Raw genomic sequence first — 16,216 nt, forward strand, 5'->3', positions numbered from 1 at the left:
CCTGCGCGACATCCCCATCGAGCTGATCCATCGCAACGAGAAGCAGCCCCGCTGGGTGTTCTCCGAGGACGAGATCGAGGAGCTGGCCGCTTCGATCCGTGAGAAGGGTGTGCAGCAGCCAATCCTGGTGCGGCCCGCCCCCGACATGGACGCCCACTTCGAGATCGTCGCCGGCGAACGCCGCTGGCGCGCCAGCCAGAAGGCGGGCCTCCACGTCCTGCCGGCCCTGGTCCGCGAACTCGGGGACGCCCAGGTCCTGGAGATCGGGGTCATCGAGAACGTCCAGCGTTCGGCCCTGAACCCCATCGAAGAGGCCAGCGCCTATCAGCAGCTGGTTGAGGTGCACGGACGCAGCGCCGCCGAAGTGGCCGACGCTGTCGGCAAGAGCCGCAGCCATGTCGCCAACCTGGTCCGCCTGTTGGCCCTACCCGATCCGGTGCGGCAATACTTGATGGGAAGCCAGATCACCGCGGGCCATGCGCGCGCCCTGCTCGGCGCCGAGGATCCCCTGGCTCTTGCCGACCTCGTCATCGCCAAGGGCCTGTCGGTGCGCGACACCGAATCCCTGGTGCGCAAGGCGGCGAGCGGCGGGGCGGTGACCCCCAAGCCCGCATCCCCCAAGCCGCCCAAGGACACCGACACCCAGGCCCTTGAGGTCGACCTGTCGGAGGCGCTTGGCCTGAGCGTCGAGGTGATCGACAGGGGCGGCGTCGGGGAGTTGCGGGTGAAGTATGCGACCCTCGAACAGCTCGACGAGGTCTGTCGGCGCCTGACCCGGGTTTAGGTCCGAAAACCGCTAAACCAAAATCGCCTCTGTGGCGCACAGCGGAGCGCAGGTTCGTATCCCTGCACGGTTCTTGCGCGAAAGCCTGTGGGCGGTTTGCGCCAAACCGCACCTAATAGATTGATTTTACGACGATAATTCTACTTCGGCGGCGCGGCCGCAATCGGTGGGTTTTCGTCGATTTTCGGCAGGGCCTTGGCACGCGCCTTCACAATCACCTCAGAGATCGCTCCGATCACGACGTCGGGCTTTTCGCTGTGAATATTGTGGCCGCTGCCATTCACCAGGCGATTGGAACCGCCGGTCGACAGGGCGGCGGCCTCGTCATGCATCCATGACCACAGGCGGGCGACGGCGGGCTGGTCAGCGACCGGGATCGACGGATCCTTCGAGGTGCCCTCGGCGGTGAGGACGATGAGCGGGATGTCCCCCAGGCTGGTCTTGGCGGACTCGACCTGGGTGGAGTCCGGCTCGGCCACGCTCTCGATCTCAGAGAGACGCTGTTCTGCGGCGGCGGGATCGACGCGCAGGGCGATGACCTGTGTGCGCAGGGCGTCGGGCCACTCGGCGGGGGGATCGCCGACACAGGTCGCCCACCCCTCGCCGCCGGGTTTCAGGGTTCCGGCCTTGGCGAGGGCGGCGCAGCGGCGGCTGGCGGTGATCTCGCCCTGAGTCACGGCGGCCACAGTGGGAGACACCGCGGCGAAGCGCTTGTCCTGGTGCGGATTGGCCGGGTCCACCAGCACCATGCCCACCACCTGGTCGGGATAGAGCGACGCATAGAGCCGCATGTTCATCCCGCCCAGGGAGTGGCCGACCAGGATGTAGGGGCCGGGGAACTCCGGGGTCTGCAAGGCCGCGTGCAGGTCATCGACGATGGAGGCCGTATCCCGCGGCACGGGGCCGGGGTTGCTGAAGCCCATCCCGGCGCGATCCATCGCGCAGACCCGGGTCATGGTGGAGACCTGGGGCTGAACGCTGCGCCAAGCCAGACTGGAGGCGCCCCAGCCAGCGTCGAGAATCACCAGAGGCCCGCCCAGGCCCGAGCAATGAAAGTGCAGCTTTCGGCCGTCCGGCAGGGGGACCAGGGTCTGCGGGGTGGCGTAGGCCGCCAGCAGGTCAGTCTGGGCTGCGGCCGGGGTGGCCAGCAGGACGGCGCCGAGGAAGATGGCGCGCATCAAAGGCCCAGCCGCTTGGCGCGGCCGGCGATCTGGAGGGCGAGGCGCTCAGCGATCAAGGCGTCGGGGGATCCGGCGGTCTTGCAGGCCTTGTCGGCGGCCAGCACCTCGGGCTGGATGCGGTCCAGCTCGGGCAGGGTCCAGGTGCGCGCCTGGCGCAGGAATTCCCGTTCGCTCTTCCAGAACACGCCTGAGGCCTTCGCCGCCTCCTGCAGGCCGGCGCCGGACTTGGCGAGCGTCAGGGTGCGTCGCATGCGGCCGAGATACATGCCCAGCGCCCGGACCGCGGCGGGACCGCCCTCCCCTTCGGCGGCGGCGCGGCGCAGACCCGCCTGGGCCTCGGCCAGGCGTCCGCCGAAGGCGTCGGCCGCGGCGTCGGAGAGCGACGCCTCCGGCTCGACGCCGAGGAAGTCTTCTAGGTCCTTGGGGGTGGCGGTCATGCCGCTGCCGGGGCCCAGGAACAGGGCCAGTCGCTCGATCTCCTGGCGGGCGACACCCCGTTCCTTGGGCATGCGGCCGACGAAGACCTGCAGGGCCTCACTGGTGAGCCCGACGCCGTCCTTGGCGAGCGCCTCGCGCACCAGGCGGGCGACGTCGCCGGGTTCGTCCTCGTAGCAGGGGATGGTCGCCGCGCCCGGCGCCTTCTCGGCGGCCTTGCGCAGGGCGGAGTTGCGGTCGAGATTTCCGGCCTCGATCAGCAGGAAGGCGTCGGGATTGAGCTCACCGGCTGCGTGGCGGGTCAGGGCCTCGGCGGTCATCTTGTCCAGGGCCGCCTTCTCGGTGGCGAACTTCAGCCGCACCAGGCGCCGCCCGCCCATCAGGGACTGGGCCGCCAGCTCTCCCTCCAGCCGCGCCCCGTCACTGTCCAGGTCGCCATCGGTGAGCAGGGCCACGTCAAAGGGGTCGTCGGGGCGATCGCAGACCTTCTTGGACAACTGGTTGGCGCGCTCGCGCACCACCCCCATGTCGCGGCCATAGATCAGGGCGGCGCGTATGGTCTTATCCGGCGACCCCAGGAAGCGTTCGATGTCCGGCCGCTTGGCGAGGATCACCGCGCGGGCCTTAAGACTTGCCAGCCAGCCAGGTGGCGAGCTCAAGCTCGATCTTGCGGGCCGCCTCGCCGGCGGCGCGGTCCTGGGCGTCCTGCTGGGCGGCGACCGAGGCATAGGGCTGGTCCGCCGAGTCGTAGGTCACCTCGACCCGGACGCGTCCCACCTTGGCCGTGGCGTTGGTGGCGGTGGAGACCAGGGTATAGGCGGCGGTCAGGACGTATTCGTAGCGGGTGGCGACATTGTCGACCCGGATCCCGCGGGGATAGCGCTGCTCGGAGATCTGCAGGTCCATCCGATACTGCGGCTTGAGGTTGGAATCGCGGGAGAGCGCATCGTCCAGGTGCTCGCGCATCAGCTGCCCCACCCGTCCCGTGGGGGCCGAGACCTGCACCGAGGAGAGGGCCGCGCCCACCCCGGGGCGACCGTAGAGCGGCGTGAAGCCGCAGCCCGCCAGGGCGACGGCGGCGAGCGCCAGGGCGCCGATGCTTGCGATGCGAGCCATGTGCCTCAGCTTGCCACGATGTTGACGATGCGATCCTTCACCACGATCACCTTGCGGATCGTGAGGTCCTCAAGGCGCCGTGCGATCTCGGGATCGTCAAGCACCATCTTCTCCACATCGGCTGGTTCGGCCCCGGCCGGCGCGGAAATTTCCCCCCGGCGCTTGCCGTTGACCTGAACGGGAAGCACCCGGACGGCGTCCTCGGTCAAAGCCGGATCGAACTGCGGCCAGGGAGCGGACACCACCATCCCCTCCCCGCTGATGCGGGCCCAGGCCTCCTCGGCGAGGTGGGGTGTGAAGGGCGAGACAAGGCGTGCGAAGGCCGACAGGGCCTCGGCGCGGGCCGCCAGCAGGGCGTCGCTGGCGCCTTCCGCCGGAGCGGCCTTCAGGGCGTTCAGGAACTCGTACAGGCGGGCGATGCCGGAGTTGAACCGGAAGCCCTCCACGGCCTCGGTGACCGCCTTGACGGTGCGATGGGTGGCGACCCGCAGGGCCACGGCCTTGGGGTCTGCGGCGATGTCAGCGGCAGCCACACTCTCCGGCTGGGCGTCGAACTCGGCCCAGACCCGGTTGACGAAGCGCCAGGCGCCCTCGACGCCGGAGGTGGACCAGATGGAGTCCCGTTCGGGCGGTGAATCCGACAGCACGAACAGCCGCGCGGCGTCGACTCCGTAGACCTCGAAGATGTCCCCCGGGGCGACGGTGTTGCGCTTGGACTTCGACATCTTCTCGATGTCGCCGATGATCACCGGCTGGCCGTCCGAGACGCGCACGGCGCGCCGCGTGTTCCCCTCGGCCGTGATCTCCAGCTCCTTAGGCTCGACCCAATCGCCATTCTGCAGGCGGTAGGTCTCGTGGGTGACCATCCCCTGGGTGAACAGCCCCGCAAAGGGCTCCTTGGCCTCCAGCATCCCAGCGTCCGACAGGGCGCGGTTGAGGAAGCGCGCATAGAGCAGGTGCAGCACCGCGTGCTCGATGCCGCCCACATACTGGTCCACCGGCATCCAGTAGTCGGCGGCGGCCCTGTCGATCGGGTCGGCGGCGGTGGGGTCGGTGAAGCGGGCGAAATACCAGGACGAGTCCACGAAGGTGTCGAGGGTGTCGGTCTCCCGGGTCGCGGGACCGCCACAGCCGGGGCAAGTCGTATTTTTCCAGGTCGGGTGACGCGCCAGGGCGTTGCCGGGCTTGGAGAAGTCCAGGTCCTCGGGCAGGGCGACCGGCAGCTGGTCCTTGCGCACGGCGACGACGCCGCACGTGTCGCAATGGACCACCGGCACCGGGCAGCCCCAGCCGCGTTGGCGGGCCACGCCCCAGTCGCGCAGGCGGAAGACGGTCGCGCCCTTGCCCAGGCCCAGGGCCTCTACCTTGGCGATGGCCGCGGCCTTGGCGGCCTCGATCTCCAGTCCGTCCAGGTCGGCGGACCGGAAGATGGTCCCCGGACCGGTATAGGCCTCGGCGCTCACCTCATAGGTGGCGGGGTCCTCGCCGGGCGGCAGGACCACCGGCTTGACCGGCAGGTCGTACTTGCGGGCGAAGTCCAGGTCGCGCTGGTCGTGGGCCGGGCAGGCGAAGATGGCGCCCGTGCCGTAGTCCATCAGGATGAAGTTGGCGATCCAGACCGGCAGCCGCCAGGCGGGATCGAAGGGGTGGGCGACGCTCAGGCCGGTGTCGAAGCCGATCTTCTCGGCGGTCTCGATCTCGGCCTCGGAGGCGCCGCCCTTGCGGCAGGCCTCGATGAAGGCCGCGGCCTTGGCGTCGGCGGCCGCGATCTGCTGGGCGAGCGGGTGGTCGGGCGCCACGCCGACGAAGCTGGCCCCGTACAGGGTGTCGGGCCGGGTGGTGTAGACCTCCAGGCCGCTCTCGAAGCCGGCGGGGGCTACGTCGGCCCATTGGAAGGCGAACTTCAGGCCCTTGGAGCGCCCGATCCAGTTCTCCTGCATCAGCCGGACCTTGTCGGGCCAGCGGTCCAGGCCCTTCAGGCCCTCCAGCAGGGCGTCGGCATAGTCGGTGATGCGCAGGAACCACTGGTTCAGCTTGCGCTTCTCCACCACCGCGCCCGAGCGCCAGCCGCGGCCGTCCACCACCTGCTCGTTGGCCAGGACGGTCTGGTCCACCGGGTCCCAGTTGACCACGCCCTCGCGGCGATAGACCAGGCCGCGGGCCATCAGATCGATGAACCAGGCCTGCTGCTGGCCATAATAGGCCGGGTCGCAGGTGGCGAACTCGCGCGACCAGTCGATAGACAGGCCCAGCTGCTGCAGCTCTGCCCGCATCTTGTCGATATTGGCGTAGGTCCAGGCGCGCGGGTCGACGCCGCGCTCCATGGCCGCGTTCTCCGCGGGCAGGCCGAACCCGTCCCAGCCCATGGGGTGCAGGACGTTGAAGCCGCGGGCGCGCTTGAACCGGGCGTTGGCGTCGCTGAGGGTGTAGTTGCGCACGTGGCCCATGTGCAGGCTCCCCGACGGATAGGGGAACATCTCCAGGGCGTAGTATTTCGGGCGCGCGTGATCGATCTCCGCGCGGAACACGTCGGCGTCGGCCCAGGCCTTACGCCACTTGGGTTCGACTTCTTTGGGATTGTACCGGGCCATGGCGGGGGCTTAGCGCGCTTTCACTGAGGATGGGAAGCGGCCGGACACGCGCAAGGCGCGCCGACCTGATGAGTTCGGCGCGCCCGGTTATTTGTCAGATCCCGGAACGCGCCCGGGGATCAGCCCCGGATGTTCGAGAGCTTAAGCTGACGGGCCTTGGTCAGGATGGCGTTTTCGATGTCGGTCTCGGTCTGGCCGGCCGACGGCGCGTCCACCCAGGTTCCCGAGGCGTCGCGGGTCTGCTTGAAGACCGCCACGTTCAGGCCGTCGGCGCGCAGGCGCGCGTCCAGGATGTAGACCGTGCACTTGAAGCGCTCGTCGGCCTTCTCCGGATTGACGTACCAGTCGGTGATCACCACGCCGCCATAGGGATCTGCTGAGGCCAAGGGCATGAAGGCCAGGGTGTCGAGGGTCGCCCGCCACAGGTAGCCGTTGACGCCGATGGTCGGTTGCTCGGCGGGAGCCGACTTGCCGCGCCCGAGGCCGAACAGGCCGCCGCCGTCGCTCTGGGTCTTCGGGCCACTACTCGAGCAGGCCGCGAGCGCCGAAAGGCTGAGGGCCAGGACCCCCGCCGCCACGCCACGCATCCAAACTCCACGCACAAACGGCATATATCCGCTCCCAGTCGCTGTTTCGCGTCGGTATCTCGCCGCGTCGCCGCCCCCGCGCCGGATGCCTCTATACCAACGCCCAAAGCGGCGCCAAACAGGAATCGCGTGGCTCCGCCGCCACAGGCGCCAACCAACTGTCCATAGAGGCGGCCTGCGGCGTGCTGGCGTGTTGACCTGGATGATGGCGGGACTTTAATCGCGTCAACGGTCCCGTCTCTCATGGCGTGGCCGGGGCTTAGGGGCCATATAGGTGGTTATGTTCAATCGGACGGTCATGGCGCTGGTCGGCGCGGTGCTCATTGCGAGCTCCGGATCGATCGCTCATGCTCAGACGACAACGAAGAAGACCACCGACTTTTCCGTACGCAGTGAAACCTCGGCTCTGGCGTCGCCTCAGGCGGCCAAGGCGCTGAAGTTCGACGCGCGTAAGGGGCGCTGGGGGGTCACGCTCAATCTGCAGCAGCCGGACGGTCGCGACACCCAGTGGAACGACGTCCAGGCCGGCGCCTATTTCCGCGTAACGCCGTCGCTTCGGGTCGGCGGCGCCGTGGCCCTGGGGGAGAAAGAAACCCCAATGTACAAGAAGACCGAGCCTCAGGCCGGCGCGCCGCGTGTTCGTCTCGAGACCGCTTTCAAGTTTTAGGGGTTTTCAACCCAGACCAAATGAGCCGCCTTCGGGCGGCTTTTTTGATTCTGGTGGGCCTTTCCTCCCCCGTTTACGGGTGAGGGGGACCGCGTCGCGGTGGAGGGGGCAAGACCGGGTGCTGAGCTTGACGCTCGCTCCTTCCACCACGCTAGGCGCGGTCGCCCTCCCCCTTACCCTCCGCTAAAGGGGAGGAAAGGAACACCTCCACCCCTGCGATGCCCACGACCCCTGTGGCCAACAGCCGGGCGGCGGTGGTCTGGCTGACGCCGCCGAGGGCATAGGCCGGCCGGCCAATTCGCCGGACCATCTGAGCCAGGCGGATCGGCCCAAGGGGCTTGCCCGCCGAGGGACTGTTCGACGGGAAGATCGCCGAGACGACGACGGCGTCGACCACGGCGCGGGCCGCGCGGGGACCGTGGGCGGCGGCCGTGATCAGCCAGCTCGGATGCTTCGCCCGAATGCGCACGGCGTGTGGGGCCAGGCGCTCAGGCAGGTGCACGCCATCGGCGCCGACCCTGGCGGCCAGGGCGTCGTCCGCGCCGATCAGCAGCTTGAGGCCTCGCCGGCGCGCGATCGCCTTCAGGCGCAGGGCCACGGCTTGGGCGTCCGGCGCCCCAAAGGCCCGGTAGACGATCGCCGAGCCCCTGGTCAGGCGCGCCGCCACCGCCTCCGGATTGGGGGTCCGCACGGGGTCGGTGAAATAGAGCAAGGCGGGCAGGGGCTTTCGCCGGCCCGCGCGTCGCCTTAAGCAGGCCGCTGTCCGCGCCACTGTCCAGAACCCAGCTATGACCCGCTCCTTCGATCCCGCCGCCGCCCGCGCCGACATCCTGACCCGTATCGCCGCCGCGGCGAAGGCCTGCGGGCGCGAGGCCGGCGATGTGGCCCTGGTGGCGGTCTCCAAGCAACAGCCCTGGGAGCGGGTGGCGACGATCCTTGAGACCGGCCAGGCGGTGTTCGGCGAGAACCGCGTGCAGGACGCCATGGCCGCCTGGGAGAACCGCCGCGAGGGGGTCGAACTGCGACTGATCGGGCCGCTGCAGACCAACAAGGTCAAGGAGGCGGTGGCCTTCTTCGACGTCATAGAGACCCTCGACCGCGAGAAGCTTGCCGCAGCCCTGGCCGATGAGATGAAGAAGCAGGGCAGGGCGCCGCGGCTCTATGTCCAGGTCAACACCGGCGAGGAAGAGCAGAAGGCCGGCGTGCTCCCGGCGGAGGCCGACGCCTTCCTCGGCAGCTGCCGCGACACCCACGGCCTGAGCATCGAAGGCCTGATGTGCATCCCGCCGGCCGACGAGCCGCCGGGCCCCCACTTCGCCCTGCTGGCCAAGATCGCGGCGCGCAACGGGATCTCGAAGCTCTCCATGGGGATGAGCGACGATTTCGAGACCGCCGTGCGATTCGGCGCCACCAGCGTCCGGGTGGGCTCGGCCCTATTTGGTCCGCGGGGCTAGGACGTTCAGGGTCGGTCGGGGCGGCTTTCGCGCCGCGTCCATCTGCTCCATGGCGTCAAGGAACGGGTGCGGATTGACGTCGACGATGGAGACCGCCGACCCGGGTTCGGCCTTGCCGATCAGCTCCAGGACGTCCCAGGCCTGCAGGGCGACACAGCCCTCGGTGGGCTCCCAGTTCGGCCGCGCCAAGTGCAGAAAGATCGCCGAGCCCATCAAGGGGACCACCGGGTCGTCGTTGTGGGCCAGCACCAGGACGAAGTCGTAGACCTTGTCCTCGCGCCACAGCTGTTCGGCGCTGGCGGGGTAGGGGAGGCTGACGGGGCGGTTGTAGTTCGGGTCGCCCGGCGCGTCGCACCAGCCGTCATTGGGCGCGATGGCCTTCACCGGCAGACGGCTCTGGGGCGTGGGCGTACGGTCAGGCCGGTACAGGACGCGGCGGATCGGCCAGACCCCCAGGGGTGAACAGCCGTCGCCCTCGCGCTTGTCGGCGGCGGCGATCACCCCGCCCTTGCCCAGAGCGCAACGGGTCTCACGGCCCGCGAGATCAAACCGGCCGTCTGACATCGCCGTGAACAGCACGCTTCATTCTCCTGGGTGGTTGGCGCTTGAGGCCAACACGGTGCATGTTCGCGCCCATGGCCCAACGCAAGACCCTACTCGTCGTCGACGACAATGATGATCTGCGCGGCGAACTCGCCGAGCAACTGGAACTGCACGAAGAGTTCTCCGCCATCCAGGCGGCCACCGCCAGCGACGGGGTGCGGCAGGCGGTGGAGGCCCGCCCCGACCTGATCCTGCTGGACGTTGACCTGCCCGACATGGACGGGCGCGAGGCCTGCAAGCTTATGCGCGCCAAGGGGGTGACCTCTCCGGTGATCATGCTGACGGCCGCCGACACCGACGACGACGCCATCCGCGGCCTGGATTCCGGGGCCAACGACTACGTCACCAAGCCCTTCAAGTTTGGCGTTCTGCTGGCCCGCATCCGCGCCCAGCTGCGCAGCCACGAACAGTCGGAGGGGGCGGTCTTCCACCTGGGGGCCTACGAATTCCGGCCCTCGGCCAAGATGCTGGTGGACGCCAATCAGAAGAAGATCCGGCTGACGGAAAAAGAGACCAACATCCTGAAGTACCTCTACCGGGCCGGCGAAAAGCCGGTGAGCCGCGAGGAGCTGCTGGCCGAGGTCTGGGGCTATAACGCCGGGGTCACCACCCACACCCTGGAAACCCACGTCTACCGCCTGCGCCAGAAGATCGAGCCCGATCCCGGCAATGCGCGCCTGCTGCTGACCGAGGCGGGCGGCTACCGCCTGGCGCCGTAGTCCGCGCCCTAACTCTTTGAATTAAAGCCCGAAGTCGGCGCTCACCGGGGCGTGGTCGCTGGGACGTTCCCATTCGCGGACGTCGTCGTGCACGCGGGCCGCGGCCGCGCCTGGCCGGAAGGCGGCTTCCCGCAGCCCCGGCGAGATCAGAACATGGTCCAGGCGCAGACCCCGGTTCGACGCCCGGAAATCGGCGGCCCGGTAGCTCCACCAGGAAAACAGCTTCTGCGGATCGGGAATGGCTTCGCGCACGAGGTCGGTGAACTGACCAGCGGCCATGAGGTTGGCGAAGGCCTCCAGCTCGACCGGGGTGTGGCTGACGATCCGCGACATCTGCTTGTGGCTCCAGACATCGAATTCGCCCGGCGCCACGTTCAGGTCGCCGACGATGGCCAGGGGCGCCTTGGGGTCGCGCCGGGCCATCTCGGCTGTGAGCTTCTCGTAGAAGTCCAGCTTGTGGTCGAACTTGGTGTTGATCGTCCGGTCGGGAATGTCGCCGCCCGCGGGGATGTAGAAGTTCTGGATCTCGACGCCCGCCACCTTGGCCGAGACGCAGCGGGCGTGGCCCTCACGGCAGACATCCAGGGGCGTCACGTCCTCAAAGGGCAGGCGCGAGGCGATGGCGACGCCATGCCAACCCTTCTGGCCGGCGATCTTGATGTGCGGCAGGCCCATGTCGATGAAGGCCTGGCGGGGAAATTCCCCCTCCTGGCACTTGATCTCCTGCAGGCAGAGGACATCGGGCGCCTGTTCGTCAACGAAGCGGGCGACCTGCTCGGCGCGCAGGCGGACGGAGTTCACATTCCAGGTGCAGAGACGGAGGGGCATGCGCGGGGTTTAGGGGGCTGGCTAAGAAAAGAAAACGCCCGGGCACTGGAGAAAGCCCGGGCGTAGTGATGTCTCTCATGCCGCCGCCGGGAGGGGATAGGTTCCGGCACGGAACACGCCCGCTCTCACAGGCGCCATGCGTGGCATTAATGCAACGACGAAATGGAAATGTCAACCAGAATCACAGGGCGGGTTGCCTGTTGTCTGATTGTCACATTTTCCCGCGGCCCACGGCTTTGGGGCGGGGGTCGTTGAGCACGAAAAGGGTTGGGGCCAGGCCTGAAGTGGGCTGCAGACCCGTCAGTCGGATCCGGGTCGCCTGGCCCTGGGCGTCGCTCACCGTCCAGCCAATCAGAGCCATGGGACTGTTGGAAAAGGTCAGGGTGATTTGGCCCTCGGCCTGCTTCTTCCCATCGCGGGCGGTGATGGTGAACCCGTCGGCCAGGCGGGTGACGTCGCTGATCACCACGCCCCGGTCCAGCTTGATCTGGCGGGCCAGGAAAATCGACAACGGCGTCGCCATCAGCGGATAGCGGTCAAAGGTCTTCAGCCGGGAATCGGCGACTGAGACATTGGCCCCGTCGGCCACCACCAACAGGCCCGAAGGCGCCTCGTAGGCGAAGCGGGCCTTGCCCGGACGCTTCAAGTAGACGGTTCCCTGGGTGCTGGTTCCCCGGGCGTCGGTCTGCACGAAGCGGCCCTTGGCCTCGGTCAGGCCCTGCAAGTAGGTGGCCGCCTTGTCCACCAGACTACGGTCGTCGGCGCTCAGCGGCGCGATGGTGGGTCGGGCGGCGAGGGCCGGCAGCGGCAGGGCGGCTAGGCCCAGCGCCAGGGCGCGGCGGGTCAGTCGGGTCATCAACCAGGCTCCATTTCGCGCAGAAACCTATAGGCGCGGCGCGGCGTCAATAGGGCGGGAGAACGGCGCAGGAGGTGTGGCGTTCCGTTTGGTCAGGCCGCCTCGCGCGCGCGGTTGGGCCATTCGGAGAGCACCGCCAACAGGCGGGCGGGTTCGATGGGCTTGCCCAGGTGATCGTCCATGCCCGCGTCGAGGCACTTCTGGACTTGGTCGGGCAGGACATTGGCGGTCATGGCGATGATCGGCAGGCCCTTCAGGCGCGGCAGGTCCAGGGCTCGGATGACGCGGGTGGCGGTGAGGCCGTCCATCACCGGCATCTGCACGTCCATCAGCACCAGGTCGAAGACCTGACCCTGCACCTTGGCGATGGCCTGCTCGCCGTTCTCGGCGGTCTCGATGAGCACGTCGAAGGGGTGCAACAGGGCGGCGATCAGTTCGCGGTTCACCGCCACGTCCTCCACCACCAGCAGCCGCAGGGGCGCCTCCAGGTCGAGGGTTTCCGGCTCCGCCTCGACCTCCTCCTCCAGGGCGTCGGTGCGCGGCAGAACCAGCTCGAACCAGAAGGTCGACCCCTCACCGGGAACCGAGCTCGCCCCGATGGCCCCCCCCATCAGCTCGACGATGCGCTTGCAGATCGCCAGGCCGAGACCGGTGCCGCCGTACCGGCGCGACACTGAGGCGTCGGCCTGGGTGAAGCGCTCGAAGAGCTGCTCGATCTGCTGCTGCGTCACCCCGATTCCGGTGTCGGCCACCTCCACTCGCATCCGGGCGCAATCGTTGTCGGCAGGCTCCTGGATCAGGGTCACGGTGACGCCGCCGTGGCTGGTGAACTTGATGGCGTTGGAGAGGAAATTCAGCAGCACCTGACGGATGCGCGCGGCGTCCCCCAGCAGGGGCGCTATCTCGCCGTGCGTCTGGACGGTCAGGGTGAGGCCCCTGGCGTGAGCCTGCTCGGTCAGCAGCTCGGCGATGGCGCGGACGGGGGTTTCTGGGTCGAAGGGCCGGGCCTCCACCTCCACCGCGCCCGCCTCCAGGCGTGAGAAGTCCAGCACGCTGTTGACCAGTTGCAGCAGGGTGATGCTGGCGTCGTGGATCAGGCCGGAATGGTGGGCGTCCTGCGCCTCCAGGCGCGGCGAACGGCGCAGGATGCCCGAGAAGCCGACAATGGCGTTGAGCGGCGTGCGCAGTTCGTGGGTCATGTTGGCCAGGAAGTCGGATTTGGCCGCGGCGGCCTCCTCCGCCCGTTCCCGGGCCTCCACCAACTCGGTCTCCAGAGCCTTGCGGGCGTCGATCTGGCGCGAGACCGAGATCATCTGGATGGCGCCCTCCGCCGAGGTGATCAGGCCGAAATTGGTCTCGACCCAGAGGGCCGAACCGTTCTTGTGCAGCACCCGGTACTGCAGGGTCTTCTCGCCGCCGTGCTCGGCCAGCTCCGACAGCTCGTCGCGCACCCAGGGGGAGTCCTCAGGGTGCAGGAAGGTGTAGTTGGGCGTCTCGAACAACTCCTCCACCGAATATCCCATGGTGGTTTCCACGGAAGGCGACATGTAGCGCCGGCGGCCGTCCAGGTCGTTCAGTGCGATGACGTCAGTGATATTGTCCGCCAGCATCTTGTACTGGATCTCGGAGGTGCGCAGACGCGCCTGAGCCTCCTCGAACCTGCGGCGAATGGCCAGCGTCCGCATCACGCCGTCGCAGGCGAAACCGAAGGCCAGGAGCAGGAGACCCAGCACCGGAAGCAGGGGCAGGTCCAGGGGATTGGGGCCCAGCAGCACCCAGGATAGCATGCCGGCCCCAGGAAGTGCGCCGCCCACCACGAAGCCGATCGGCGACTGGTAGGCGTGGGTCTGGGCGAAAAAGATCACCGACAGCCACAGCGTTGTGGCGCAGACCGCGCCGGACGGGGCGCCGCTTACCCACAGCAGGGCGCCCAGTGTCATCCAGGAAATACAGCCCGCCAGCACGGTGGAAAGCTGGGCCAGGCGGAGGGCGGGGCTCGCCTTGAAGCCCAGATACTGCCGGCGGGAGGCCAGCGCGCAGAGACTCTCCGAGACCGTCTGGAACGCAAGGAAAGCGACGCAGGCCTGCCAGGGCAGCAGGGTGGTCATCAGGGCCGCCACGGCGGCGGTGACCGCCATCCGCAGGGGGAGGCCTTCGTAGGTCTTCGCGGCCAGCTCATCGAGGCCGTCATCGAGCAGTGCGCGCATCGCGGTCCTCGAAAATTGAGCCGAATCATAGGCCTGGGCGTCTTTCGCGAGGGTTACTGCTGCAGCCCGATGCAATCGGACACCGAAGTTGAATTGTCGCAGGGGGTCCGCCATCCCAGGCTTGCGGCATGAGCCTGATCCATCCCACGGCCGTCATCGCCTCCGGCGCCCGGATCGCTGAAGGGGTGGAGATCGGCGCCTACGCCGTGATCGGGGCCCAGGTGGTGCTGGCGTCGGGCAATGTCGTAGGTCCGCACACGGTCCTCGAGGGCGCGACGGTGGTGGGGCCCGGCAACCGCTTCCTGCAGTTCTGCGCCATAGGGGCCGGGCCGCAGATGGAGGGCTGGGCGGGCGAGACCGGCGCCCTGGTCATCGGGCAGGGCAACGTCTTTCGGGAGTTCGTCACCGTCCACGCCTCGAGCGGGCAGCAGCCGACGAGGATCGGGTCGAGAAGCCTGATCATGACCGGCGCCCACGTCGCCCATGACTGCGTCCTGGGCGACGACATCCGCCTGGCCAATGCGGCGACCCTGGGCGGCCATGTCGAGATCGCCGACTTCGCCCAGGTCAGCGGCCTTGTGGCCATCCACCAGCACAGCCGGATCGGAACCCATGCCTTCGTCGCCGGCGGGTCCATCGTCACCCAGGACGTGCCGCCCTTCTGCCTGGTGCAGGGGGACCGCGCGCGGCTGGCGGGTCTGAACGCCGTGGGCCTGAAACGGGCGGGGTTCAAGGCGACCGAGATCTCCGAACTGCGACGCGCCTACCGGACGCTGTTCCTCGGGAGGGGGCCGATGGAGCGCCGGATGGCCGTCGCGCGCCTGGACGCGGGCGCTCGCACCCTTGTGCTCCTCGACTTCCTCGAAAGCTCCGTCCGCGGCTGCATCTCAACGCCGCGAAGTCGCAGGCTCGCCGCCTAGGCGACCGCCGGGACCACCTGCGGATCCTGCTCGGCGGCATAGTCGACTCTGGTCAGGCCAAACCCGAAGATTTTCAGGAAGTCGCTCCGGAAGCCCGCCAGGTCGGCCAAGTCCGGCAGGGTCTGGGTGGAGATCTGCGCCCAGCGGCGCTTGACCTCGGCCTGGACCGGCTCCGACAGCTCCCAGTCGTCCAGCCGCACGCGGCCGGCGTCGTCCAGGGCCTCGGGGCCAGGCAGGACCGTGCGGAACAGGCGGTCGATCTGCTCGATGCAGCCCTCGTGCAGGCCCATCTCCTTCATCACCTTGAACAGCACCACCCCGTAGAGCGGCACCACCGGGATCGCCGAGGAGGCCTGGGTCACCACCGCCTTCAGCGAGACGACCCGGGCGGCGGCCTCGCCATGCTCCGCGCGGATGGCGCCGGCGGCGCGGTCGAGGTCTTCCTTGGCCTTGCCCAGGGTGGCCTTCCAGTAGATCGGCCAGGTCAGTTCAGAGCCGATATAGGTGTAGCTCAGGGTCTTGAAGCCGGGGGCCAGGACGCCGCCGGCCGAAAGCGCGTCGATCCACATCTCCCAGTCCTCGCCGCCCATGACCGCCACGGTGCCGGCGGTCTCCTCGGGCGTGGCGGGCTGCAGTTCGGTCTCGAAGACCTCGCCCTTGTCGGTGTTGAGCGTCTTGACGGTGACCGGCGCCCCCAGGGGTTTGATGGCCGAGCGGAAGGTCTCGCCGGTCTTGGGATGGGTGCGCACCGGGGCGGCCATGGAATAGATCACCAGGTCCACCTGGCCCAGGTGCTCGGCGATCGCGGCGACGGTCTGGGCCTTCATCTCGTCGGAGAAGGCGTCGCCGTCCAGGGTGACGGCCTTGCGGCCAGCCTTGGCGGCCTGCGCCTCGAAGGCCCGGTTGTTGTACCAGCCGGCGCTGGCGGTCTTGGTATCAGTGGGCGACTTCTCGAACGAGACGCCCACTGTGTCGGCCCCACCGCCGAAAGTCGCCATGATCCGTGAGGCCATGCCGTAGCCGGCCGAACAGCCCAGAACGAGCACCCGCTTGGCCATGCCCGGGACCTCGCCCTTGCCCGCCACATAGCCCACCTGCTGGTGGACGTTCATGGCGCAGCCCTCAGGATGGGCGGTCGTGCAGATGAAGCCGCGGATACGGGGCTCGATGATCATGGGCGCCTCTTTTCGTGGAGGCGGAAGATATACGGGGTTCGTATCCCTGCGCCACCTCGCGCCGCGCGACCTTGGCGTGCGCGCGGGCTCACC

Annotated in this window: 16 protein-coding genes; 5 read left to right on the forward strand and 11 right to left on the reverse strand. The window is 68.5% G+C overall.

Annotated features, from left to right (window positions below):
* Positions 1-784, forward strand: a 784-nt coding sequence (locus RMO97_RS04080) for a ParB/RepB/Spo0J family partition protein (RefSeq protein WP_310539267.1), incomplete at its 5' end; no start/stop codon positions are given.
* A 140-nt stretch (positions 785-924) separates the two neighbouring features.
* Here RMO97_RS04080 and RMO97_RS04085 read toward each other — a convergent pair.
* The 5 genes from RMO97_RS04085 to RMO97_RS04105 all read right to left on the reverse strand — a co-directional run bounded on the left by RMO97_RS04085 (position 925) and on the right by RMO97_RS04105 (position 6,718).
* Positions 925-1,962, reverse strand: a complete 1,038-nt coding sequence (locus tag RMO97_RS04085; RefSeq protein WP_310539268.1) for an alpha/beta hydrolase — start codon at positions 1,960-1,962, stop codon at positions 925-927.
* A complete protein-coding gene (gene holA, locus RMO97_RS04090; RefSeq protein WP_310539294.1) occupies positions 1,962-3,014 on the reverse strand; it encodes a DNA polymerase III subunit delta in 1,053 nt (350 codons plus the stop codon). Before holA ends, RMO97_RS04085 begins: the two co-directional genes overlap by 1 nt.
* A gap of 10 nt (positions 3,015-3,024) precedes the next feature.
* On the reverse strand, positions 3,025-3,516 hold the full coding sequence (gene lptE, locus RMO97_RS04095) for an LPS assembly lipoprotein LptE (RefSeq protein WP_310539269.1): 492 nt from the start codon (positions 3,514-3,516) through the stop codon (positions 3,025-3,027).
* Between the two features lie 5 nt (positions 3,517-3,521).
* Positions 3,522-6,107: a leucine--tRNA ligase gene (gene leuS, locus RMO97_RS04100; RefSeq protein WP_310539270.1), complete on the reverse strand. Its 2,586-nt coding sequence runs from the start codon at positions 6,105-6,107 to the stop codon at positions 3,522-3,524.
* A gap of 119 nt (positions 6,108-6,226) precedes the next feature.
* Positions 6,227-6,718: a DUF3576 domain-containing protein gene (locus RMO97_RS04105; protein ID WP_310539271.1), complete on the reverse strand. Its 492-nt coding sequence runs from the start codon at positions 6,716-6,718 to the stop codon at positions 6,227-6,229.
* A gap of 274 nt (positions 6,719-6,992) precedes the next feature.
* On the opposite strand from RMO97_RS04105, the gene RMO97_RS04110 reads away from it, so the two are divergent.
* Entirely contained in the window at positions 6,993-7,361 is a 369-nt protein-coding gene (locus tag RMO97_RS04110) for an NtrZ family periplasmic regulatory protein (RefSeq protein ID WP_310539272.1), read from the forward strand.
* 151 nt (positions 7,362-7,512) lie between these two features.
* On the opposite strand, the gene RMO97_RS04115 is transcribed toward RMO97_RS04110, so the two are convergent.
* On the reverse strand, positions 7,513-8,073 hold the full coding sequence (locus tag RMO97_RS04115) for a thiamine phosphate synthase (protein WP_310539273.1): 561 nt from the start codon (positions 8,071-8,073) through the stop codon (positions 7,513-7,515).
* 76 nt (positions 8,074-8,149) lie between these two features.
* Here RMO97_RS04115 and RMO97_RS04120 point away from each other — a divergent pair, with 76 nt between their 5' ends.
* The gene (locus RMO97_RS04120; RefSeq protein ID WP_310539274.1) at positions 8,150-8,815 is read left to right on the forward strand and encodes a YggS family pyridoxal phosphate-dependent enzyme; all 666 of its coding nucleotides are present in this window, start codon (positions 8,150-8,152) and stop codon (positions 8,813-8,815) included.
* Here RMO97_RS04120 and RMO97_RS04125 read toward each other — a convergent pair.
* Entirely contained in the window at positions 8,795-9,394 is a 600-nt protein-coding gene (locus RMO97_RS04125) for a L,D-transpeptidase family protein (RefSeq protein ID WP_310539275.1), read from the reverse strand. The genes RMO97_RS04120 and RMO97_RS04125 overlap by 21 nt on opposite strands.
* A 56-nt stretch (positions 9,395-9,450) precedes the next feature.
* Between RMO97_RS04125 and RMO97_RS04130 the strand changes: the two genes are divergently transcribed.
* The gene (locus RMO97_RS04130; protein WP_310539295.1) at positions 9,451-10,137 is read left to right on the forward strand and encodes a response regulator transcription factor; all 687 of its coding nucleotides are present in this window, start codon (positions 9,451-9,453) and stop codon (positions 10,135-10,137) included.
* A gap of 21 nt (positions 10,138-10,158) precedes the next feature.
* Here RMO97_RS04130 and xth read toward each other — a convergent pair whose 3' ends face one another.
* The 3 genes from xth to RMO97_RS04145 form a co-directional block, all read right to left on the reverse strand.
* Complete coding sequence (xth, locus tag RMO97_RS04135; RefSeq protein WP_310539276.1) at positions 10,159-10,965, reverse strand: exodeoxyribonuclease III; 807 nt, start codon at positions 10,963-10,965, stop codon at positions 10,159-10,161.
* A 211-nt stretch (positions 10,966-11,176) separates the two neighbouring features.
* Positions 11,177-11,821, reverse strand: a complete 645-nt coding sequence (locus RMO97_RS04140) for an outer-membrane lipoprotein carrier protein LolA (RefSeq protein WP_310539277.1) — start codon at positions 11,819-11,821, stop codon at positions 11,177-11,179.
* A 92-nt stretch (positions 11,822-11,913) separates the two neighbouring features.
* The gene (locus RMO97_RS04145; RefSeq protein WP_310539278.1) at positions 11,914-14,028 is read right to left on the reverse strand and encodes an ATP-binding protein; all 2,115 of its coding nucleotides are present in this window, start codon (positions 14,026-14,028) and stop codon (positions 11,914-11,916) included.
* Between the two features lie 128 nt (positions 14,029-14,156).
* Here RMO97_RS04145 and lpxA point away from each other — a divergent pair, with 128 nt between their 5' ends.
* Positions 14,157-14,948 carry an acyl-ACP--UDP-N-acetylglucosamine O-acyltransferase gene (gene lpxA / locus RMO97_RS04150; protein ID WP_310539279.1) on the forward strand — a complete coding sequence of 264 codons (792 nt, stop codon included), beginning with the start codon at positions 14,157-14,159 and terminating at the stop codon, positions 14,946-14,948.
* Here the strand turns inward: lpxA and fabV are convergent.
* The gene (gene fabV / locus RMO97_RS04155) at positions 14,945-16,123 is read right to left on the reverse strand and encodes an enoyl-ACP reductase FabV (RefSeq protein WP_310539280.1); all 1,179 of its coding nucleotides are present in this window, start codon (positions 16,121-16,123) and stop codon (positions 14,945-14,947) included. The genes lpxA and fabV overlap by 4 nt on opposite strands.
* Positions 16,124-16,216 lie beyond the last annotated feature (93 nt).

Source organism: Phenylobacterium sp., from assembly GCF_031425575.1.
Taxonomy (GTDB): domain Bacteria; phylum Pseudomonadota; class Alphaproteobacteria; order Caulobacterales; family Caulobacteraceae; genus Phenylobacterium.